Raw genomic sequence first — 23,181 nt, forward strand, 5'->3', positions numbered from 1 at the left:
TTTTTTCTTCATGTAAAATGGATTTACCTGACAGTTTCACCCTTCTACGATCAAATATGTTCCATCAGGAAGAGGAAAAACTTCACTTTCTTCTTCCAGTTCTTCATCTGAAAGTCCATCTACATCTGCGCCCATTCCGGACAGATATACTTTTACATCCTTGATGGAATCTACCACAACCGCCATGCAGTCTTCCAGAAAAGCCTCTGCCTCTTCCGGATTCTCTGCTACTGGTTCATCAAAAAGCTGTCCCTGTTTTTTCAGAAATATGTTAATGCATTCTTCTGTATACATATTATTTTCCTCCTGCTGTTCAGTTTCCTATTTAGTTGTGTTTCCTATTTAGTTTTTAGTTGTGTTTTCTATTTAGTTGTGTCTCCTGCTTGCATGGAATTATCTTCTCGCCGGAGTAAGGGGAATTTTCTCTATATTTCCCTCCGACTGAAGAATAGCCTCCAACACCGGCTCTTCTCTTTCTGCCTCAAAATCTGCCGAAGCACGTACCCCCGGCTTGGAATGTGCCATGGCAAAGCTGTATTTTACTGCCTGAAGCATTTCAATATCATTGTATTCGTCCCCAAAGACCATACACTCATCTGCTGCAATGCCATACACATCCTGTAAAGCTCGCAACCCAATGGCTTTATTCGTCTGAAAAGGTATAAAATCAATCCATGCCGTTCCTGACGTCACAACCTTGCAGCGATCACTGAACCGGTTCTGCCAGTATTTTATACATTCATCTGTAACCCCTGCCGGCTCATATACTGCCATTTTCAAACAAGGAAGCGTGATCTCCTCCACACCTTTGATCACCTTACAGTCACATTTCACCACATTCTTGAGCAGATTGTAATATTCCTCTGTTTTCGGCTGAATATAGTAAAAATCTTTTGTAGAGCAAGAGTATTCTGCACCTTCCTTTTCATTTACTGCCTGGATGATATCTTTCATCAGGTCTGAGTCAAAGGTCTCCTGATACAGGATCTTATCATCTTTTACCACCAATGCACCGTTTTCACATATAAACGCCATATCTGATACAACCGGGGCAAACAGACGTCTCATATTCGCATACTGTCTTCCGCTGGCAGCAGCAAAAAGAATCCCCGCTTTTTTCAGTCTTGGAATCAGATCAAACATTTCCTCTGGCAGATCCTGCGCTCCGTTTAGCAGCAAAGTTCCGTCCAGATCACTTGCGATCAATTTAATCATCTTTTTTCTCCCTGTAAATTTTCCATATATCTTTCGGTGTTTCAAGCAGAAGATCTGCACCGTTTGCAATCAATTCGTCTTTTGTGCGATATCCCCAAAGCACACCCACAGTCAGCATGCCAGCCGCTTTTCCTGTCTGCATGTCTGTGCCAGTATCTCCAAAATACATACATTCTTCTGGCTTTACATTCATGATCTGTGCTGCTTTTAAAGGTTCATCCGGTGCAGGTTTCCTGCGAATCTGGGAGCTTTGTCCGATCACCACATCAAAAAGATCCCCAAACAGTTCCTCTACCACTTTTACAGAAGCAACATGTGGCTTGTTAGAACAAACAGCAATTTTAACCCCAGCTTCTTTTAACGCATTTAAAGCTTCCATCATATGCGGATATACAGAAACCTTATAAAGTGGATCCTGGTCAAACCTTTCTCTGTACATTTTTCTTGCCTCTTCATAATGGTCCAGCTGAGGATCTCCTGCATCTTCCAGACATCTGCGAACCAGCATATCTGCCCCGTCCCCACAATAATATTTAAATTTTTCAGTAGGAAGTTCTCTAAGTCCCAATTCTGTAAGCACCTGATTAGCCACAGTCGCCATTGAATCCAGTGTAAATGCCAGTGTTCCATCCAGATCGAAAATACACGCTTTTCTCATAATCTCATCCTTTCAGATTTATCCCCATTTTTTTCGTTTCGTATAAAAGCCGTCCAACAGGAAGGCCGATCACATTATTGTAATCTCCCTTGATCTCTTTTACATAAATCCCGAAAGCCCCCTGGATCCCATAGCTTCCAGCCTTATCCATTGGCTCGCCTGTTTTTACATATGCTTGGATTTCTTCCAAAGACACCGGGTAGAACGTAACATCTGTACATTCCCAGAACGTATTGGTAAGCCACTGGCCAGCCTGTTTTTTGAAAACTGTCACACCTGTGTATACCTGATGAGTATTCCCTTGAAGGCAAAGCAGTGTTTGTACTGCGTCTTTTGCATCTTTTGGCTTTCCAAGTATCTTTTCCTGATAAACAACGATGGTATCTGCTCCTATAACCAGAGTTCCCTCTTCCCAAAAATGGCTTTCAGCCACCATCTGTGCTTTCTGGAAGGATAACTGTTCCACCGCTTCCCATGGGATATCTGTACTGATCTGTTCTTCTCCTGTTGCAGGAAGTACTGTAAAACTTACTCCTGCCAGCTGCAGAAGTTCTTTCCTGCGCGGAGATGCAGATGCCAGAATAATATTATCCATAATTCCTCCTGCAAATTCTTTTTCTTCGATTTTTAACATGCTATAGTATACCCTCTCCCTTTCTGCCATGCAACTTCTTTTATATTTTTCTTTTCTTTTTCAGACAAAAGTATTACAATGGACACATTAGAAATGAGTAATCTAATCACTTGGTTTTACTCATAATATGAAAGGAGTATATCACCATGGCAAAAATTAATAAATACTGGGGATTTGTCGCTGTTGGCGCCCTGACAGCCGCTGCTGCTGGTGCTATTGCTGCAGCTTTTTTGAAAAATCGCACGGATCTTGAGGATTTTGATTTTGATGATGAAGACTTTGATCAGGACGAATCTGAAGAAAAGCCTGCAAAGGAATCTAAAGAAGCATTCCAGTCCTGGGAACCATCTCCAAACGATGAAACTGAAAATGACGTTACAGCCGCTTCCCAGGAAGATACAGCTGACGAAGCCACAACTGCTGACAACTCCCAGCCGGAAGCAAAGAATGAAACTGATAAGACTACTGATGCTCCCCAGGAAGATGCAGCTGATGAAACCACAACCGAAATTCCTGTGGAATAAATAATTCAGGGGATGCAGGCCTTTAATACAGGCTGCATCCCCTTTCTATTTATCTTTATGCTTTTGGAAGTTTAAAGCTGCTCTTCAATGATACAATCCTGTTAAAAACAGGCTGCCCTTCTTTTGAATCATGAATATCCGCACAGAAGAAACCGTTCCGCACAAACTGATAGCTGTCATATCCCTTTGCTCCCAACAGTGCAGGTTCCACATAGGCCTCTGCTTTAACCAGAGAATTCGGATTCAGGTTCAGGGAACCATCTTCTTTATTGTATACACCCTTTTCCTCATCTACAATGTTCTCATACAGACGAACCAGGACTTTTCCTGCATGGGTTGCTTCTACCCAATGGATCGTCCCTTTTACTTTACGTCCATCCGGTGCATTACCTCCCTTGGTAGCCGGATCATAGGTACAATGCACTACCCGTACAGTACCATCATCATCCGCTTCAAATCCGGTGCATGTGACAAAGTATGCATTCATCAGGCGTACCTCTGTTCCTAGGAAAAGTCTTTTGTATTTCTTAGGAGGTTCGATCATGAAATCTTCTCTTTCGATATACAATTCTTTTCCAAATGGTATCTTCCGGCTGCCCAGAGCTTCATTCTCCATATTGTTAGGAGCATCCAGATATTCAATCTGATCTTCCGGATAATTATCAATCACCAGTTTGATAGGATCCAGAACGGCCATCATACGCGGTCTTTTTAACTTAAGATCTTCTCTGATGCAGTATTCCAGTGCTGCATAATCGACAGAACTGTCTGCCTTGGAAACACCGCAAAGCTCTACAAATTTCTTAATAGATTCAGGTGTATATCCTCTCCTGCGAAGACCTGCAATAGATACAAGACGCGGATCATCCCAACCATCTACAATACCATCTTCTACAAGCTTTTTGATATAACGTTTACCAGTTACCACATTGGTAAGATACAGCTTTGCAAACTCGATCTGTTTTGGCGGATGGGGATACTCCAGTTCCTCTACCACCCAGTTATAAAGCGGTCTGTGATCCTCAAACTCCAAAGTGCAGATAGAATGGGTAATCCCTTCAATAGCATCCTCAATGGGGTGTGCGAAATCATACATTGGATAAATACACCAGGTGTCTCCTGTTCTGTGATGGGTACGATGAGCAACTCTGTAAATAACAGGATCACGCATATTCATGTTTGGAGATGCCATATCAATTTTGGCTCTCAGTACTTTCTCTCCATCACCATATTTGCCTTCCTTCATCTCTTCAAATAAATTCAGGTTTTCTTCTACAGAACGGTTGCGGTAAGGGCTTTCCTTTCCCGGCTCTGTCAGGGTTCCCCTATACTCACGGATCTGTTCAGCAGTCAGATCACAAACATAAGCTTTACCTTTTTTGATCAGCTTTACAGCAGCCTCATACATCTGTGGAAAATAATCAGACGCAAAAAACAGTCTGTCTTCCCAATCTGCTCCCAGCCAATGGATATCTTCTTTAATAGAATCTACAAACTCTGATTTTTCTTTGGTCGGGTTTGTATCATCAAAACGCATATTAAATTTACCATTGTATTCTTTAGCAAGACCATAATTCAAAAGAATAGACTTTGCATGGCCAATATGCAGATAACCATTTGGCTCCGGCGGAAAACGGGTATGAACAGTATCATAAACTCCCTCTGCCAGATCTTTATCAATAATATTCTCAATAAAATTCTTGGAAATGGTTTCGTTTTCCATCTTTTCCCCTCCTATTGCTAATGGTCTTACTTTTTCCCGCTTGTAAGCATTTTTATTTAGAAAAAAAGTCCTTGAAAATCAAGGACTTTAAAGCTGCTGACGGGAATCGGACCCGTGACCTCCGCCTTACCAAGGCGACGCTCTACCGACTGAGCCACAGCAGCACTGACTGCAAGCTTTTTGCCGCTCACAGTCAATTATATTAGCAGAGAACCGGTTAATTGTCAACACTTATTTTTGCCTGACACGCATATTTTTTTATGCCTGACACACATATTTTTTGTCTGGCACGCATATTTTTACCTGGCACATTAATTTTTGTCTGGCACCACTTATTTTTTCACTTGGCCGGAATGATCACATTTCTTACAAAATCCGTGTGACTTAAATATTCATCCGTTACTTTTTTATTCACAAATTCCGCTTCTCCATCCTGATTCCCAGACAGTTGAAAGTCTACACAGCCATCTGCAGTTATACTTCCATTTTTCACATTTCGTATTTCTTCCAGCATATATCTGGCTGTTTTTTCTTCAAAAGCCTGATACTGCCCGGCTGGCACCTGAAAACTTATCATCACAGAATACTCTTTTTTCTCCTGGATCCCAACCTCAGGAAAACGTACTTCTTTGAACAGAGTATATGATTCTCCATCCAGATCCTGGCCTGCGACTCCCAGAAAGAAACATGGCGTTCCATGCGCCTTTACGATTTCCTCACTATGAATGGTCTTTTGCAGTTTTATAGTTACATACTTTACATTCATAATCCTGAAGGACTGAAGCTGATCACTTGCTTCTATCTGACAGGTTACTGGTTTTCCTTTTTTATACCCTGCGGGTGCTTCCAATTCTGTCAATGTGTAAAGGCCTTTCGGTATCCGGTAGATCCTGTATGGTTTTTCACCGGAAACCCATGTTTCAACTACTGTTCCTTTGTCGTCTGTCAGTTGAAGTTTTGCACCTGAAATCGGCTGTCCGGTACTTTTATCAACTTTTAGGAATTCCGCTTTAATACAGGAATTTTCTACCAGGATCACATGCTCCTTCTCCCCCTGGCACAGCCCTTTTTCATCAATCACAAATTCTCCGGATATCAGGTCTCCGGCATAGCCTTCCGGTATGTTGGTTTCCTGATAACAATAGGTGCCAGGAATATATCCACTTAAAAGTATAAGCCCCTGTGAATCTGTAAAAAGTTTCTGTCCTGTTTCCTTTCCACTATCTTTATTCCAGACCATAAAACCTACGCCCTGTAATGGTGTATACTCATTTTCCCCATCCAGACGCTCAGATACTTTTTTCAGATATACTGTGGTCGGACTATTAATAAATACAGCTTCTGACGGCTGGTTTTCATATCCGGTGCTTTTCACTTCTACAGTCTGGGGAGTCGGATCTGCACAGTAACCTGCTGGTGGGTTTATCTCAGACACCGTATATTTTCCGGCATATAATGGGTCTGAAATCCCTTTCCCGGATGTTAGAGTAAGCTGCTGCACTATCGTCCCTTCCTCCAGAAGTAAAGCTCCTGCCGGAGAATAAATATTTTCAGCAGACCGGATCTCAAACAGGGCTCCAGGAAGTTCTTTCCCGGCGGCATCCGTTTTACGGATACAGATTTTTCCTTTTCCCAGTTCTTTTAATATAGTGTACACCGGCTGCGAAACAGCTGTCTTCGCCTGTGTATCTGTTTTATGACAACTTGTGACTGATGCACTATTGGAAATCCGGTAAACCAGATAATTACCTTCTGGTGTAGGTTGAAGCTGACTTGTATCCATCCTGACCCGTATTTTAAAAATATATGTGGAGCCATAAAAGTCGCTATTGGATAAGTGTACCGACTGAAAGGTGATGCCCTGACCTTCTGTAGAAATCTGGAACCATCCGGTAACATCTTCCCCGGTCTCTCCTTTGATTACCTGTACTGATCCATCATAAGCAGCTCCCACCGGAAGCATATCCGCAATAGTATATTGGTTATAATAGTATGCAGGTGCCTCTACGGGAACATGGTTTGTCAAATAGTAATAAAATGAATCGCCTGCTGCTCCAATCAGATTTTCCGTTTTTCCAGCCAGTTCTGCCAGGCTTACCTCCGTATTGCTTACATATTTGTAAATCTTCTGAGGATTCTCTCTTGCGCCATAAGATTCCCCATCCCAGGCAAGCAGCCCCATATCTACTCCTGTATCCTCAGGAAATTTTCCGGTGCTGTATTGTGCATATTTCTCCCTACTGGATTCTGCCGGTCTGCGTCCCTGTTTAGAGTTACCAGCTGTTGCGATCAACAGATTCAATTTTGAGCAATCCTTCAATTCCCAATATACAGTACCATCTATCCATTTTCCTGTTTTTCCGTGATAATCTGTATTCTGAGCAGCATTCACCATCTGGTAGGTCTGATTAAACCGGGGAAAATCATTCTGATAGTAAGCAGAACAGCTTTTCATTGCATATCGTCCTGCCAAGGTACCATCCAGGAGACGGATCCCGAATCTCTGGCCTGCATCAATATCCAGCCAGCGAAAACTATAATCCCCCTTTACCGGTATGCTTGTTCCATGTTTCAGAATCTCTATCCGGATATTCTGATCAGCTCCGCCAAATGCAAAACATAAACCATATTTTTTCCAGAATCCAAAAGCAGGATATATTCCCGATACTCCATTTCCATTATCATCCAGCACATAATCCTTATATCCTGTAACTGTAAAACGCATATCCAATCCGCAGTTCATTTCACTGTTAAACCCTACATTCTGCACAAGAAATCCATACTTTCCCGCCGCATTCATGTTCCTGGGGACAAAATAGATCACACCTCCCACTTCCAGATATGCAACATCATTTCCTGCATTGTTAAAAGGAACAAATACGAATTTCTTTCTGTTATTAGAGTCTCCCAGAAGATTATAGTTTCCCTTATAAACTTCACTGCCGGCAGTTACAAGCCTGTATTCAGATCCGGATGAAATGATGGCTTTGCCTTCTGTTACTGCAGTTATTTCATTTTTCAAATCCGGATCAGCAAGTTCATCCTCTATATGCTCATGGATTTCTCCATTCTCATCAGAAAACTCTTCATCTGCTTCCTGTTGGTTGAGTAAATCCGTTTCTTCCATAACCTCTTCCACGTCTTCAATTTCTTCAGGTATTTCAGATATTTCAGCAGCAGCTTCAAGATCAGATGCTAAATCATCCCCACTATTCTCGGACAGACTTTCATCAACATCCTGGATTTCCCAATTCTGATAAGTTTCTTCCAGTTCCTGGCTGCTTTGCCCATTCCGGCTTTCGGTATTTTCCGCCTGTACATATCCAAGACCACTTCCTGCCAAAAGCAAAACAGCCACCATACCTGCAAGCAGACGTATCCTGCCTTTCTTTTTCTTATTATACATACGATTCCCCTTTCTGGTCTGTCTGCTCCTGTTTCAAAAATTCCTGATAAATCAACGACAGGCTTTTTCCCTCCACATTTGTCTGGATCACCTGCGCTTTTACCTGAACCTTTAGCAGCTCATCTCCTTTCAGATCCCCTTCCAGATAATTCACCGCACGAATATTTCTAAATAAAGGCTCCGTCTTTTCTCCTGGTTTTAAGATTTCCGGATATCCATAAACATAGACCTGCTGATCTTCCTGTTCTTTCTGCCTCACCAGTTCCCAGCCTTTTTCTGCTTCAAAGGTAAATACCGCTCTTGATTCCTTGTTCATTTTCATCTTTGTATCGTCATTAACAACAGCTATCTCTCTTTTCGGTATACGGACTTCCAAAAACGCATATTCCTCATTTAACCCTGTATTTTTCACAACCGGATCCTTTTGGGTACTCTCACCAGGATGTAAATACATTTTCTTTTCCGGATTCCAGTGGGGTTCCTCTAATACAGCTTTTATGTTTCCTACAGTGATCACATTTTGCACCTCTCCAACCGCATCTTTTAAATAAGCTGCTGATGTGCCTCCTGCGATAAGACAGGTTCCCATCCCCACTGCTGCTAAAATCTTATATTTTTTTCTGTTCACCTTCAGCATTTATGTTTCTGCTTCTCCTTTCTTTTCATAAACAGACAGATCCCTTCTGCCAATACCAGAAGAATTATCAGTGTCACCATCCCGCATTTTGTCTTAAAAAACAAAATTCCATATCCCACTACAGGTATACACCCTTTGACGATTCCCTGGATCTGCTCTTCTTTCACCGGGCATGCATCCTGAATTTCATTTCTGTCCCCTTTTGTAAACAGCACCTTTCTTTTTTCGTCAATCCTTACCACCCGGTGGGTGACCGTACCTTCCTTCTGCCCTATCCGGTATGTGATCACATCCTTTGGTCTGATCCTGGAAAAGGATATTTTTCTCACATAAATCACAGCGCCTTTTGGAATTTCAGGTTCCATACTTTCGGAAATCACCGTATAACATTGCATTCCTAAAACCACAGGAACAGCCATCATAAACATGCCTAGATAGAATACCCCTTCCGTCATTCTCACCAACCAGGATCGAATGTCTTTCATTTTTCCGGATTTCCTTTCTTAAATTCAACTGCCTTCTTTTTGTATATTGCTATCATACTGATTCCAAGTACCAGAAGACATAAATTGGCTGATATTTCTGAACTGTCATCTGTTTTAGGGCTGATCCTGGCTGACATACCCATTTTGGTATCAGCATTGCCATATGATGAAGGATTCGCTACCTGATCATTTTTTCCTGCATCGTCTGCTGTTTTATTGTTCGGATCAGTTTCTTCACCATAAAAAACCCAGTCTACTTTTCCGGTAAGATTCTGGTATTCATTGCCCATTTCCGTATTCACCCAAAGCTTCACAACCAGTTCCTTTTTTGTTTTTCCCAAAAACCTCCCAAGCAAAATCCCTTTTGTCAAAGGTTGTCCTGATCCTTTCGTTTTTCCATTCACAGCACCCTGGTAAAGCACTTTATTTCCTTCCTTTACCTGTATAAATACATATTTTCCAAGAAAGGTCTCTATCTTTTTCTTCATCACGCCTGTCTGCGATTTCCCGGAATTATCCTCTGCTTTCAGATACAGATCCATACTGTTTCCACTTTGATTATTTATTTTTATGCTCTGTGTCCTTGCGCATCCTGGAAGAAGGTCTTTAAAATTTGCAAACAGATCTGCATCTCCTTCATTGATCACAATCTTAGAATCTTTCTTCACAGTAACCTTTGTTACCGTATCGCAGGCTCTGCATTTGCTTTCTGATACCCCCAGAACTTCTTTCTTTACCTTCCACAGATCTTCCAGTGCTGTGCTTGAAGCCTGTATGCTTTCTAATTCAACAAGGATTTCCCCATCCTTCCCCTTATACTGGTTGTCTGCTTCCTTACGAAGCCAAAAGCCTTTTAAAAGCGGCTCCTTTGTCGTCTTTCCCGGTTCCAGAATATCTGTATAATACCAGTAACCATCCCCCAGATTCTTCCATTTTTCCGTATTAAACTCCATTTGTATCATAGCCGGATCCAAGGATGGATCCGGTACCAGCTGATCTTCTGTATTCCTTTTCCCCAGAACTCCGGTAATGCGAAGTCTTATAAAGCTATCCCGTGTTCCGGTATTTTTCACATTCACGATTTTAGAAATCTTCTGGCCTGGATTCACATGATCTGGTATCTGATATTCCTCAATGATCCGATTGGAAAAAGAAGCTGTGATAAGAACATTTCTGGATCTTCCGGAGATTTTCCACGCTCCTGCTGCCGTACAGGTAAGCAAAAGAACTCCAGACGCTGTAATCATTATTTTTTTAAATATCTTTTTCATCTGCACCTCCTGTTAACTGATCCATAACAGCCCAGGCCTCCTTTGGTGCAGTGATTCCCTGTGCCTGAACTGCCTGTACAGAAATATCCAGCCTGTAGCCATCCACCAATTGAATCTGACGGTTATCCCAATCGGTTGGTATCACAATCGTGGTAAAAAGCATAGACTCTTCTCCATTATTCAAAATTCCGGTTCCGTCTTTTCCCTTATAATTAAAAATAAGACTTGCTTTCCCGGATCTGTATGTATCCTTTTCCCACAATGGGTTTATCATAGAATAAGAAGTCATCTCCTTCAGGGAATATCCTGGTTTCCGGTTCTGTACAAGCTTAATTGATTCTCCTGTATTGGTATAGCTTCCTTTAAATTCCGGATCATAATATATTGTTTTATAAATCAGATTTAGTTTTTCCATGTCAGAAATCGGTTCTCCCTGTTTGTCCAGGATTTCCACCTTCATCCGTACATAACAGGGTTCTTCCCCATGACTGCTATCTGTAATATTCTTAACTGTAGGATTTTTATATAAGGTACACCCCGGATATAGATTTTTACCATCATTATCCTTTTTGGGGTCCCACTCCGGTTCTTTCAATCCTACCGTCAGGTTGCCTGTGGTAAAACGGTTGATTTTTTCATCTTTATCTGTAAAAAAAGACATTGTGTCACCTTTCCATAACACAGCCGTACACAGGCATATACAAATCACTATTTTCCCTGCCCTTAGTAAAAAATTATTTTTCTTCATCCTGCAACAATCCTTCCACATATTTCATTCTACAATTCCAGTTCCTGGAACAATCCTGCCTGATAAGCCTCTTCTGGACTGTTTAGTCCAAAATACCTTTCCCCTTCCATCTGCTGAAGCACCCTTCCTGAAACTCTGATTTCCACACCGCCTATCTGCCTGATCTTTTCAGCCATCAGATTGTTTACTTCTTTCCTTACTTGTACCTGTGTAAATAATGGCACCGTTGTTTCTCCCTTCTCCGGAAGCTGACGTTCAAGAACTTTTTTATAATAAAAGCACTGCCTGACATCTTCCCTGCTTTCTCCTTTAAACCGGACCCAATCTGCCTTCTTTGGATCATCTGAATTGTAATCAATCTCGAATACCTGGCTAACTAGCTTCATGTCTTCCTTTGTCAGCTGTTCTCCTTTTTTTCTTTCATCAGAATCCCTGGTATAAACAAATTCCACTTTCAAAGCTACCAGTTCATCCATATCAATAGACGATGTATTCGTAACCTGTGGATCCTTCAAAAGCTTTATTCCCGGAATCACCAACAGGCCTTTTTCCGGTTCCCATGCCGGCTCTGTAAGAACTGCCTGCATCCCTTTCGCTCCTGCAAAATCCAGATGATTCACAACCTTTCTTTCATCTGTCAGATAAGCACCTGTTCCCTGATAAAGTGCCCCTGAAATGCAGGCAAGCGCCAGAAGCAGCCCTATAGCTTTTATATTTTTCCTCATTCTTTCCCTCCATCAAGCGCAGCAAATGCAGTCTCTGCATTTGTAAATCCGTAAGCCTGGACAGATTCAGTATAAACAATCAGATCGAATGGACAGATTTCTTCTTTTATCAAATCCGGCTTTAACTGAATTCTTTCAAATAAGGGCTCTGTCTTTTCACCTGCTGCCAATGCATTATCATAATAATAGTAGCCATCCTCTTGCCGGCTCCATTTTCTGTGGATCTGCAAAGGTTCACACTGTGACTCCCCACGCAAATCCGAAAAATGCACTCTGATCCGTACATAGACAGGAATTTTACTGTCATTGACTACCCAGGGCTTTTTGACGATCACATCGCCTGGTTGCGGATCCTCCGGTGGCTTAAATTCTTCTTCTATGTGTACTTTATTTTCTGCTGCCCTTATTTCATTTTGTTTCACATCATCATCAGTCAGATAGGCATAGGTAACTGCCCCGGCTCCCAGAACTGTCATACACCCCAATGCAAATAAGATCATGATTTTTTTTTTCATTTTCTGATAGATTTTATTTAGCTCCTTTCAAGTTCATTTTTTTCAGAAGTAAAAGTCATTCTCCCGCCCTTGTGCAAGCACAGGTGAGATCAAACCTTTTGACACTGTAATCATAGAATTACTGAATCAGCACAAGGGAATCACCTCCAGAAATGAAAAAAGACATGTACATGCTCCGGCATGTGCAAAAATAAATAGTACATATTTGCAATTAAAAAGATACAAAAATGAAAAAATGATCAGATTAAGATCAAAAGAAATTAGATTTATGAAATGTAACGCTGAAATATTTATAAGATGGCTATATCTTACCAAATAGAGAAAAAAAGTCAATGAAAGAACTATAAAGATCTATAAAAAAAGCCTAAAACTTTTCACACCTAAAAAAAAATGTTACAGAACATATTTCTTTTCCAGATAATTACGGATCTTTGTGCGGATCCTTCGTAAAGCATTGTCTACAGACTTAGGATTCTTGTCCATCAGCATCCCGATATCTGCATAGCTTTTTCCTTCTAAATAATAATTTAACACTGTATTTTCCATTGGGCTTAAAGCAGATTTGATTTCATCTTCCAAGGCACGGGTATTCTCCCTGTCAATGATGATCTCTTCTGGTGTTTCAACCCATGCTTGCGCCAGGGGGCTTTCTTCATCCTCCTGGCTTAGCGAAATATAGGTATTTAATGGCATATGTTTCTGTCTGTTGGAACTTTGAACAGCACTGTAAATCTGACGGTCAATACACATCTGTGCAAAGGTAACAAAAGAAGCTTCCTTTCCCGGATGATAATCCCTGACAGCTTTAAAAAGCCCAATCATCCCCTCCTGAATCAGGTCATCTGTATCACCGCCTATAAGGAACATTGCTCTGGCTTTCCGCCGTACAAGATATTTATATTTTTCGATCAGATAATCCGCAATTCCCGTTTCACCGGCACGCAGTCTTTGAATCAGCTCTTCATCACTATATTTACTGTACTGTTCCATAATTCCTCCTGCCCTTTACAGGCGTTTCAGGAAAGTCGCTGACGAACGATCTCGTATGCAAGTATACCTGCAGCAACTGAAGCATTCAGAGAATCAATATCCCCTTTCATAGGAATCGCTGCTGTAAAGTCACATTTTTCTCTGATCAGACGGCTGACTCCTTCTCCTTCATTACCGATCACCATACCGATAGGACCTTTCAGGTTCAGGTCATACATCCTATCACCATCCATATCTGCACATACAAACCAGATACCGGCCTCTTTCAGTTCATCAATTGTCTTTCCAAGATTTGTTACTTTTGCCACCGGTGTATAATTCAATGCACCTGCAGATGTTTTGGCAACGGTAGCTGTAAGGCCCACTGCCCTTCTTTTGGGAATGATCACTCCATGCGCCCCTGCCAGATTTGCAGTCCGGATGATTGCTCCCAGATTATGCGGATCCTCAATATTATCAAGCAGGAAAATAAATGGCGGCTCGCCCTTTTCTCTTGCTTTTTCCAGAATATCCTCTACGGTAGAATACTCATAGGCAGCAATCTGGGCGATCACTCCCTGATGGGAGCCTGTCTGGCTTAACTGATCCAGCCGCTCCTTTGGCACGTAATTGATAATCGTGTCTTTTTTTCTGGCTTCACGAGCAATACTTCTTACCGGACCATCCTGACACCCATCCAAAATAAAAAGCTTGTCGATCACCTGTCCTGAACGAAATGCTTCCATTACTGCATTGCGTCCCTCTATCTGCTCACTCATATTATTCCTCTTTCACCTTAATATTCCTGGGGTAATCCCAGCTTTACCAGTTCAAGGATCCTTGAAAAATCCTCTTTTAAATAAAGATACCCTACAAGCGCTTCAAACCCAGTGGCCCTTCTGTAATCAGACATTGTGGCATGCTTGGCCATTGTACCTGAATGGGCATTCCTGCCTCTTTTATAAACTCCATGCTCTTCCTCTGTAAGTACAGGCTCGATCTTCTCGATCATTGCAGATTGGGCAGACGCCTTTACAAGGCTACTGGCTTTTTTGTGAAGCTGGTTCACCGGACAGTTTCCACGCTTAACCAAAATGGTCCGTATGATCAGTTCATAAACACCATCTCCAATATATGCCAGTGTTAAGGGAGAATAGGTCCTAAGGTCCCTATCCTCCAATTGAAACTGCTGTTTAAGATTATCTAAATTCTTTTCCATTTTACACCTTCGCGTGTATCTTTAAGCTGAATCCCCTTTGCAAGAAGTTCATCTCTGATCTCATCAGCCCTTGCAAAGTTCTTGGACTTTCTTGCTTCCTGGCGCTCCTGGATCAGATCTTCAATCTCTTTATCAAGAATTTCGTCTTTTTTCTCCACGTTCAGTCCCAGAACTTCACACAGATCCTTCATTGTAGTGAACAACTGCCCTGCAAACTCTGCTGAGCTTTCTCCTGTTACATTTGTATTGGAAAATTTAACCAATTCAAAAACTGCTGCCAGAGCATCTGCTGTATTAAAATCATCATCCATGGCATCTTCAAATTTTGTAACAAAGCTTTCAGATTCTTTGATAAATTCTTTTTCTTCCTGAGAAGCTTCTCTGACTGCTGCATGGTCTTTCTGGTCCGCAAGCTTTCCAGCTGCCTCCACAATACGCTCCAGGGCATTTTTTGATGCCTCCATCAGATCTGCGCTGAAATTCAGCGGACTTCTGTAGTGTGCATTCAGCATGAAGAAACGCAGTACCTGAAGATCATACTGCTGGCTGATCTCACGGACTGTACGGAAATTACCCAATGATTTGGACATTTTACGGTTATCAATGTTAAGGAATGCATTATGCATCCAGTAACGTGCAAAAATCTTGTCATTGCAGCACTCGCTCTGGGCAATCTCATTCTCATGATGTGGGAAAATAAGATCTTCCCCACCTGCATGAATGTCGATCTCTTCACCAAGATATTTCTTAGACATTACAGAGCACTCTATATGCCAGCCCGGACGTCCTTTGCACCATGGAGATTCCCAGTAAGGTTCGCCTTCTTTTTTTGGTTTCCAAAGCACAAAATCCAAGGGATCTTCTTTCTGGTCTTCACCAGATACCTGAAGTGCACGGAAACCAGATTGGAGGTCATCCAGATTCTTATGGGACAGCTTTCCGTACTCTTTAAATTTCTTTACCCTGAAATATACGGTACCATCATTTGCTGCATATGCATAGCCTTTATCCATTAAGGTCTGGATCATACTGATCATCCCGTCGATTTCCTGAGTAGCCTGTGGATGAACAGTAGCAGGCTTTACATTCATTCCTGCCATATCCTTTTTACATTCTGCAATATAGCGTTCGGAAATCTCCTGTGCACTTACACCTTCTTCCAGTGCCTTTTTGATGATCTTATCATCCACATCTGTAAAGTTTGACACATATTCTACCTGATACCCTCTATATTCAAAGTATCTGCGGACAGTATCAAAAATAATCATAGGTCTGGCATTTCCAATGTGGATCAGATTATATACGGTAGGACCGCAGACATACATTTTTACTTTACCCTCTTCCAGAGGAACAAATTCCTCTTTCCTGCGGGTCAGTGTATTATAAAGCTTCATGATTCTCTTTCCTCCATCTTATTATTCAGAAGGCACACTGCCTGGGCAGCGATCCCTTCTCCCCTTCCTGTAAATCCAAGGCCTTCTTCTGTCGTAGCCTTAATATTCACACAGGACACAGGTATTTCCAATGTTTCTGCCACATTCCTGATCATCTCCGGAATATGGGGTGCCATTTTGGGCTTCTGGGCAATAATCGTCGCATCAATATTCCCAACCTCATATCCGCTGGAATCTATTAGTTTCTTCACATGGGAAAGCAGCACAAGACTGGAAATACCGGAATAGGCCGGATCTGAATCAGGAAAGTGCTTACCTATATCCCCAAGTGCAGCCGCACCAAGCAGTGCATCCATAATAGCATGAAGCAGCACATCCGCATCTGAATGCCCAAGCAATCCCAGTTCCCATGAGATCTTCACTCCTCCAAGAATCAGGTCACGGTTAGCCGTCAGCCTGTGAACATCATATCCCATTCCGATTCTCATTGTCAGTATTCCTCTTTCGTAACGATTCAGTACAAAATGCATTCCCCTGCTGAATAGTTACACTCTTTCTTTTTAAGCTGAAAAGCCGGGAATATCCTATCAGCTAATCGGATGTATCCCGGCTTTTATCATTTATTTATGTGCCTGATTATTTCTCGATGGCTGCAATCACTTCTACTTCGCAGAGAACATTCTTTGGAAGTGTTTTTACTGCAACACAGGAACGGGCTGGCTTATTCACGAAATATTTTGCATATATTTCATTGAACTGTGCAAAATCACCCATGTCAGCAAGAAAACAAGTAGTCTTAACTGCATTCTCAAAAGATGTCCCTGCCTCTTTAAGAACAGCGTCCAGATTCTTCATTACCTGCTCAGCCTGAATCTGAATCGTATCTCCTGCAAGCTCTCCTGTAGCAGGATCAACCGGAATCTGTCCGGATGTAAACAGTATATCATTCAGAATAATTGCCTGGGAATATGGTCCGATCGCTGCCGGTGCCTTATCTGTATAAACTACTTTCATTTGTCATTCTCCTTTCAAATGATTTTTCTTTTTTATAACTATTCAGTACCTCACAGGATACTGCCTGCTGAATAGTTACCTTTATTCATCATAATATATCATATAGCAAGTCTGGTCAAGCTATTTTCCTGAGGAGAAAGAGTCAGCTTCCCTCCGGCACATTTTCCAAATATTCATAAACCATAGCAGAAATCTTCCGTATATCATCTATGGCATCCTCTTCCTTAGGACACTTCTCTGACATCACACATAAAATATAATCTGTATGATTTCCATAAACAATGGCTATATCATGCTGGGTAGTGTCTGTTTCCCCAGTCTTATTTGCAATCGTTACAGATGCATCCAGCACCTGCGGAATCTTGGTACGATTCTTCTGCCCAAGCAGCAGTTCCAGCATTGCCTGTGAATCCTTACGGCTTCCGCACTCTTCCCTGTAGATCTTCTCCAGCAAAAGTCCGCAATCCTTCACAGAAGTGGTATTATTCTCTCCGATTCCAACCGGTGTTGTAGATGAGGGAGCAAGCGTATGAAGCACCTGCGTATCCTGATAACCCTCTGCTTTAAGATATTGATTGATTTTTCTGGCACCAGCTGCAAAATCGTATTTCTTGGTCTGAAGACGAACCAGTTCATTAAATGATTCATTATCACTGACTGTGATCATATTACTAAGAAGGGTTCCTATCTTCTTTGATATCTCCTTACTGCCAGCGTCTTTCTTGAGGATGCTTTCTTCGCTCTGTGTAACCACATCCATATTATCATAGGTCTCGGCCATTACAAAGGCCTTGATCAGGCTGGCGGATGCCATCCTCTGGTTGTTGATCACCAGCTTGTCATCTGTTCCAAGATCTTTTACATAGATGCTCCATTCCCCTTCAAAGTCTGTTACCATTTCCTGCAAAGATAGCTTCAGCCTTTGTATGCCGCCCTCATCCATATTCTGAATCCTGCCATCTGCATCATATACATAACCCTGGGAAGTGGTCCCTGCCTCTGAAGCCAGTACCCCGTTCTCTCCAAAATAATAATATCCATCAAAGCTTCTGCCATTTGAATCCATTGAAATATAAAAAATCCCAGGATCTGTATTCATCTTGCCGTTTTCATCGAAATAATAATAGGAATCATAGGTTTTTCCATTTAGAGTCAGCTGCTGGATATACCTGATCTGAGGTGCAGCAGAAATCCTGCCCAGATTATTGATCATATAACATCCATCTGCTGTATATCCGTCTTCCTCAGATGAAACAGAAAGGTTTTTCAGATAAGCCAAATATGGCACATGAGCCTGAAATTTCCCACTTTCATCATGATAATAGTATCCTTCAAAAACAGTCCCATCGATAGTAAAATTCTTGAAATAATGAACGGCTGGACGATTATCTCTGGATCCATCTTCTTTCAGACAATAAAATCCATCGCTTTTCAGAAGATACATCCCGCTTCCGTCCTGGATAGGACGCACCTGTGCTTCCTCTGTAACAGACAAAAGACTGCCACCAGCAGCAGCCTGAGGCTTAACTGTAAAAATAACGATCCCCAGTACTGCCACAGCCACGGCTATCACTTTTGCGTATCTTTTCATATACTGCTCCTTATATTCCTTATGCATCTAATACAGTGAATATTAAGTAACCACCATATTGGCTTGCCTTAATTTTCACTGCACTAGTCTCATCCTTGCGGAGCGTTTTATGTAATAGGAACATTACAGAGTAATTGCCGATTACATAAGAAAGTATCCCTACTCCACAGTTACGGATTTTGCCAGATTTCTGGGCTTATCCACATCCAGTCCTCTGCCTACGGAAACGTAGTATCCGAACAGCTGAAGTGGAATGATGGCCAGTGAGTTGGTAAAATACTGACTGGTCTTTGGAATATAAATCACATAATCTGCATTTTTCTCAATATCTGTATGTCCCAAATTGGTAAGAGCCATTACAAAAGCGCCTCTGGTCTTTACTTCCACAATATTACTGATCGTTTTCGGATACAGCTTCTCCTGTGTGGCTACTGCAACAACAAGGGTACCGTCCTCGATCAGGGAAATCGTTCCATGCTTTAATTCTCCTGCCGCATATGCCTCTGAATGAATGTAAGAGATCTCTTTCAGCTTCAGGGATCCTTCCATTGCAATGGCATAATCGATCCCACGGCCAATAAAGAACATATGACCGGCAGCCAGATAACGGTTGGCAAATTTTTGAATCTTCTCTTTCATGCCAAACAGGGATTCAATCTGATCTGGAAGCTGAATCAGGTCACTTCTCAGCTGTGCAAATTCTTCATCTGTGAGCATGCCTCTTACTTTGGCAAATTTCATGGAAAGCAGATACATAGCTGCAAGCTGTGCACTGTACGCTTTGGTAGTGGCAACGGAAATTTCCGGGCCTGCCCATGTATACATTACATTATCTGCTTCTCTAGCAATAGAGCTTCCTACTACATTGACGATACCCAGTGTTCTTACTCCATGATTCTTTGCGTCACGCAGTGCTGCCAGCGAATCAGCTGTTTCCCCTGACTGGCTGATAATGATCACTAGCATATTATCTTCATAGATAGGCTCACGATAACGGAACTCACTTGCCACATCTACTTCTACCGGAATCCTGGCCATGCTTTCAATCACATATTTAGCAGTCATACCTACATGGCTGGCAGAACCGCAGGCAACAATATCAATCTTACGGATGCTGCGTATCTCCTCATCTGTCATCCCAAGCTCCTCGATCACTACATCATCGTCCTTTAATCTGGGGCTGATAGTATCTCTCACTGCCTTAGGCTCTTCGTATATCTCTTTCAGCATAAAGTGCTCATAACCGCCCTTTTCAGCTGCATTAATATCCCAGTTAATGGTTGTAGGTGTTTTCTCAATCTCTTCGCCATCAATATTATAAAAATGTATATTCTCTCCGGAAAGACATGCAATCTCTTCATTCTCCATATAATATACACTTCTGGTGTATTTCAGGATAGCCGGCACATCTGATGCGATCAGATTGCCCATGCTGCTTGCACCTACGATCAATGGACTGTCTTTACGTGCTGCATAAATATGATGGGGATGATCCTTAAACATGATCCCCAGTCCATAGGAGCCTTCTACTCTATGCATCACTCTCTCGATTGCCTCTATCGGATCTCCCTTGTAATAATCTGTAAGCAGATGTACCAGTACCTCTGTATCTGTTTCAGACTGGAATTCATAGCCTTTATTTTCCAGTTTTTTCTTTAATTTGGCATAGTTCTCAATAATGCCATTATGTACTACTGCAATGGAATGGTCCTTATTAAAATGAGGATGTGCATTCACATCTGAAGGACAGCCGTGGGTTGCCCATCTGGTATGACCAATCCCACAGCAACCCTTCATAGTTTCGCCGCCATGCGTAAGTTCCTCCAGAACTTTCAGTCTGCCCATGGTTTTCTTGATCTGGATCTCCTGTCCGTCAAAGACAGCGATCCCTGCAGAATCATATCCTCTGTATTCCAGCTTTGAAAGACCATCCAGCAAAATAGGTGCTGCCTGCTTGTCACCAATATATCCAACTATTCCGCACATGAGATTACCTCCTGTTTTGTATGTATATAATCACTTTTTTCACCGAAAAACCTATAAACTCATAAACTTTCCCATGCTAAAAATATAACAAAAGTATACCCTAATTTTTCGGTCTGTCAAGTGCTTTCCAAAATCCCTCCAGCTTGCCCTCCAGTGTAGCCAGGCTGCAGCTTTGTCTGTCATCCCATTCCCTTGGGAACAATTCACCATATTTTCTGTCTGCGAAACGTTCATCTAAAAGCAGTATCACACCTGTATCCTCCCTGGTTCTGATCACTCTGCCTGCTGCCTGAAGTACCTTATTCATACCAGGAAAGCGATATGCATAATCAAACCCGTTCTCCCCTTTATCTGTATAATATTCTCTCAGGATCTCCCTTCTGATACTAACCTGGGGCAGTCCTGTACCAATGATCACTGCACCGATCAACTTATCTCCAATCAGATCGATTCCCTCAGAAAAAATGCCTCCCATAATGCAAAAAGCAGCGAACGTATAGTCATGTATATCAAAATTCTGAAGAAAGGCTTCTCTCTCCCTTTCACCCATGCCAGGATTCTGGCATACTGTTCTAACCCAATCCACAGAAAATTCTTCTTCGTAAACATTATATACGTCCTGCAAAAGCAGGTATGATGGAAAAAAGATCATATAATTACCTTTTTTCTTCCATACTGTTCTGGCTATGTACTCTGCAATCCGTCTGTATTCACTGTAATTTCTCCTAGTATACCGGCTGCTCACATCCACACCTGTAAGGATACACCTTTGTTCTTTACTAAAAGGCGACCTGACATAGATTCCATAATCATCCGAACGTACACTTAACAGCTTTCTGTAATAAATCATAGGAAGAAGCGTTGCGGAAAAGAAAACCGTGCTTATTCCTTTTTCAAGGGAAGCATTCAGATTCCCTGCAGGATTTACACAGTACAAATGAAGGCGGAACTTCCCATCCTCACTGTTCTCTGTATAAACCACATAGTTATCATCTACTAATTCGGAAATATTAAGAAAATCCCTTACTGAAAAATAGAAATCCAGAATCTGATCTGACAGTTCCTGATTTTCCGATTCTTCCATAAACTTCTCCAGTTCACCGAAAACTCTCAACATAGCAAGTGGTATCATTCCTGCATTCTCCAGTATTTGATAGCCTTCACATTCTTTTTGCATGGATAACAACTGACGATTTACCTTGTCAAGGCTTCTTGCCAAAGTCGGAGCCTTTTCCCTTACTTTCTTTCGTACTTCCAGCACTTCTTCCTTGCAGACAGAAGCACTGTACATTTCTCTCCCTCTCTCCACCAGATTATGTGCTTCATCTATAAGAAATATATACTCGCCTGAAACACCTTCCCCGAAAAACCGTTTCAATCTGGCATTGGGATCAAATACATAATTGTAATCACAGATCACGCCATCTGCCCATAAAGCCAGATCCAGGCTCATCTCAAAAGGGCACACCTGCCATTTTCTTGCCTGATCCTGAAGCGAATCTCTGTCATAGCTGTGTCCGGAAGTCCATAACTCATAAACACATTCATTGATCCGGTCAAAGTGACCTTTAGCATATGGGCAGGCCTTTGGATTACACTCTGTTTCTTCCTGAAAACAGATTTTTTCCTTGGCAGTCAAAGTGATCACCTTAAACTTCAGACCTTTTTCCTTCAAAAATGAAAAAGTCTCTTCTGCTACGGTTCTGGCAATCGTCTTGGCAGTAAGATAAAATATCTGCTCACCATGTCCTTCCCCCACTGCCCGCACTGCTGGAAAAATGGTGGATATGGTCTTCCCCACACCTGTAGGTGCCTGGATAAATATCTGCTTTTCCGCAGATATGGCATGGTAGACACTACTGACCATCTGCCTCTGCCCATCTCTGTACGGAAATGGAAATTCAAGATCCTGCATGGAGTGATTCCGCAGCTCTTTCCATTGAAGCTGATAAGAAACCCATTTGTGGTAATGGTCAAGAAGTTTCTGATACCAGTCTTTTAGTTCCTCCAGCATAAATGACTCACCGAATCTATGTATCTGTTCTGTGTCAAGGTTCACATAAGTCATCTGGATATCAATCTGATCCAGACATTCCATCTCCCCATACATCCTGGCATAACACATTGCCTGGGCCTTATGAACCAAAACCGGTGCTTCCAGCTGCTCCGGATCTGATGCGATCCCTTTTATCTCATCAATAACTGTAATATCATCCTTCGTAAAAATCCCGTCAGCCCGCCCTTCTACAAGGATGATCAGATCTTCATATTCTGTTTTCCATTTCAGGCTGACCTCAGCCTGATAACCGGCCCCCATTCTTTTCTGTATCTTGCGATGGATGCGGCTTCCTTTCTGCATGGCTTCCTTATCCGATACACTGTGCCGGTTATCAATGTCACCGCTTCTTAAAATAAATTCTACCAGGTTTCTTACTGAAATACGAAATACAGGTTTAGCCATTTTCAT

The 23,181-nt window shown here is 42.0% G+C and carries 22 protein-coding genes and 1 tRNA gene; 1 reads left to right on the top strand and 22 read right to left on the bottom strand.

Features of this window, described 5'->3' with window-relative positions; all coding sequences use genetic code 11:
* Positions 1 to 36 precede the first annotated feature (36 nt).
* The 4 genes from AB5916_RS10695 to AB5916_RS10710 all read right to left on the bottom strand — a co-directional run bounded on the left by AB5916_RS10695 (position 37) and on the right by AB5916_RS10710 (position 2,468).
* The gene (locus tag AB5916_RS10695; RefSeq protein ID WP_158420659.1) at positions 37 to 294 is read right to left on the bottom strand and encodes a glyoxalase; all 258 of its coding nucleotides are present in this window, start codon (positions 292 to 294) and stop codon (positions 37 to 39) included.
* 99 nt (positions 295 to 393) lie between these two features.
* Positions 394 to 1,215 carry an HAD family hydrolase gene (locus AB5916_RS10700; protein ID WP_368190743.1) on the bottom strand — a complete coding sequence of 274 codons (822 nt, stop codon included), beginning with the start codon at positions 1,213 to 1,215 and terminating at the stop codon, positions 394 to 396.
* A complete protein-coding gene (locus AB5916_RS10705; protein ID WP_368190744.1) occupies positions 1,208 to 1,873 on the bottom strand; it encodes an HAD family hydrolase in 666 nt (221 codons plus the stop codon). Before AB5916_RS10705 ends, AB5916_RS10700 begins: the two co-directional genes overlap by 8 nt.
* A gap of 4 nt (positions 1,874 to 1,877) precedes the next feature.
* On the bottom strand, positions 1,878 to 2,468 hold the full coding sequence (locus AB5916_RS10710; protein WP_158420695.1) for a Maf family protein: 591 nt from the start codon (positions 2,466 to 2,468) through the stop codon (positions 1,878 to 1,880).
* 185 nt (positions 2,469 to 2,653) lie between these two features.
* Here AB5916_RS10710 and AB5916_RS10715 point away from each other — a divergent pair, with 185 nt between their 5' ends.
* Positions 2,654 to 3,031 (top strand): hypothetical protein, encoded by a 378-nt coding sequence (locus tag AB5916_RS10715; protein ID WP_368190746.1) that lies wholly within the window; start codon positions 2,654 to 2,656, stop codon positions 3,029 to 3,031.
* 55 nt (positions 3,032 to 3,086) lie between these two features.
* Here the strand turns inward: AB5916_RS10715 and AB5916_RS10720 are convergent, their stop codons facing one another.
* From AB5916_RS10720 to AB5916_RS10805, 18 genes are all read right to left on the bottom strand, one after another.
* Positions 3,087 to 4,754: a glutamine--tRNA ligase/YqeY domain fusion protein gene (locus AB5916_RS10720; protein WP_368190747.1), complete on the bottom strand. Its 1,668-nt coding sequence runs from the start codon at positions 4,752 to 4,754 to the stop codon at positions 3,087 to 3,089.
* Between the two features lie 91 nt (positions 4,755 to 4,845).
* Positions 4,846 to 4,918 (bottom strand) — tRNA-Thr (locus AB5916_RS10725).
* Positions 4,919 to 5,094: 176 nt separating this feature from the next.
* Complete coding sequence (locus tag AB5916_RS10730; protein ID WP_368190749.1) at positions 5,095 to 8,160, bottom strand: SpaA isopeptide-forming pilin-related protein; 3,066 nt, start codon at positions 8,158 to 8,160, stop codon at positions 5,095 to 5,097.
* A complete protein-coding gene (locus AB5916_RS10735; protein ID WP_368190751.1) occupies positions 8,153 to 8,788 on the bottom strand; it encodes a hypothetical protein in 636 nt (211 codons plus the stop codon). The genes AB5916_RS10730 and AB5916_RS10735 overlap by 8 nt, the downstream gene beginning before the upstream one ends.
* A 2-nt stretch (positions 8,789 to 8,790) precedes the next feature.
* Entirely contained in the window at positions 8,791 to 9,282 is a 492-nt protein-coding gene (locus tag AB5916_RS10740; protein WP_368190752.1) for a signal peptidase I, read from the bottom strand.
* On the bottom strand, positions 9,279 to 10,553 hold the full coding sequence (locus AB5916_RS10745; RefSeq protein ID WP_368190754.1) for a hypothetical protein: 1,275 nt from the start codon (positions 10,551 to 10,553) through the stop codon (positions 9,279 to 9,281). The genes AB5916_RS10740 and AB5916_RS10745 overlap by 4 nt, the downstream gene beginning before the upstream one ends.
* Positions 10,537 to 11,214: a hypothetical protein gene (locus AB5916_RS10750; RefSeq protein WP_368190755.1), complete on the bottom strand. Its 678-nt coding sequence runs from the start codon at positions 11,212 to 11,214 to the stop codon at positions 10,537 to 10,539. Before AB5916_RS10750 ends, AB5916_RS10745 begins: the two co-directional genes overlap by 17 nt.
* A gap of 116 nt (positions 11,215 to 11,330) precedes the next feature.
* Positions 11,331 to 12,026, bottom strand: coding sequence for a hypothetical protein (locus tag AB5916_RS10755; RefSeq protein WP_368190756.1), 696 nt, complete (start codon positions 12,024 to 12,026; stop codon positions 11,331 to 11,333).
* Positions 12,023 to 12,526 (bottom strand): SipW-dependent-type signal peptide-containing protein, encoded by a 504-nt coding sequence (locus AB5916_RS10760; protein WP_368190757.1) that lies wholly within the window; start codon positions 12,524 to 12,526, stop codon positions 12,023 to 12,025. Before AB5916_RS10760 ends, AB5916_RS10755 begins: the two co-directional genes overlap by 4 nt.
* Positions 12,527 to 12,934: 408 nt before the next feature.
* Positions 12,935 to 13,531 (bottom strand): RNA polymerase sporulation sigma factor SigH, encoded by a 597-nt coding sequence (gene sigH / locus AB5916_RS10765; protein WP_173726451.1) that lies wholly within the window; start codon positions 13,529 to 13,531, stop codon positions 12,935 to 12,937.
* Between the two features lie 26 nt (positions 13,532 to 13,557).
* The gene (gene rlmB / locus AB5916_RS10770; protein ID WP_158420647.1) at positions 13,558 to 14,289 is read right to left on the bottom strand and encodes a 23S rRNA (guanosine(2251)-2'-O)-methyltransferase RlmB; all 732 of its coding nucleotides are present in this window, start codon (positions 14,287 to 14,289) and stop codon (positions 13,558 to 13,560) included.
* Positions 14,290 to 14,306: 17 nt separating this feature from the next.
* Positions 14,307 to 14,729 (bottom strand): Mini-ribonuclease 3, encoded by a 423-nt coding sequence (locus tag AB5916_RS10775; RefSeq protein WP_158420646.1) that lies wholly within the window; start codon positions 14,727 to 14,729, stop codon positions 14,307 to 14,309.
* Positions 14,714 to 16,123, bottom strand: a complete 1,410-nt coding sequence (cysS, locus tag AB5916_RS10780) for a cysteine--tRNA ligase (RefSeq protein ID WP_368190759.1) — start codon at positions 16,121 to 16,123, stop codon at positions 14,714 to 14,716. Before cysS ends, AB5916_RS10775 begins: the two co-directional genes overlap by 16 nt.
* Positions 16,120 to 16,611, bottom strand: coding sequence for a 2-C-methyl-D-erythritol 2,4-cyclodiphosphate synthase (ispF, locus tag AB5916_RS10785; protein WP_368190810.1), 492 nt, complete (start codon positions 16,609 to 16,611; stop codon positions 16,120 to 16,122). The genes cysS and ispF overlap by 4 nt, the downstream gene beginning before the upstream one ends.
* A gap of 148 nt (positions 16,612 to 16,759) precedes the next feature.
* Positions 16,760 to 17,137: a RidA family protein gene (locus AB5916_RS10790; RefSeq protein WP_158420643.1), complete on the bottom strand. Its 378-nt coding sequence runs from the start codon at positions 17,135 to 17,137 to the stop codon at positions 16,760 to 16,762.
* Positions 17,138 to 17,279: 142 nt separating this feature from the next.
* Positions 17,280 to 18,728, bottom strand: a complete 1,449-nt coding sequence (locus AB5916_RS10795) for a serine hydrolase (protein ID WP_368190761.1) — start codon at positions 18,726 to 18,728, stop codon at positions 17,280 to 17,282.
* 159 nt (positions 18,729 to 18,887) lie between these two features.
* Complete coding sequence (gene glmS, locus AB5916_RS10800) at positions 18,888 to 20,714, bottom strand: glutamine--fructose-6-phosphate transaminase (isomerizing) (protein WP_158420641.1); 1,827 nt, start codon at positions 20,712 to 20,714, stop codon at positions 18,888 to 18,890.
* A gap of 100 nt (positions 20,715 to 20,814) precedes the next feature.
* Complete coding sequence (locus AB5916_RS10805) at positions 20,815 to 23,181, bottom strand: ATP-dependent DNA helicase (RefSeq protein WP_368190762.1); 2,367 nt, start codon at positions 23,179 to 23,181, stop codon at positions 20,815 to 20,817.

The sequence above is a fragment of the Blautia sp. 1033sp1_1033st1_G9_1033SCRN_220408 genome (assembly GCF_040929965.1).
GTDB classification, from domain to species: Bacteria; Bacillota; Clostridia; order Lachnospirales; family Lachnospiraceae; genus Blautia_A; species Blautia_A ammoniilytica.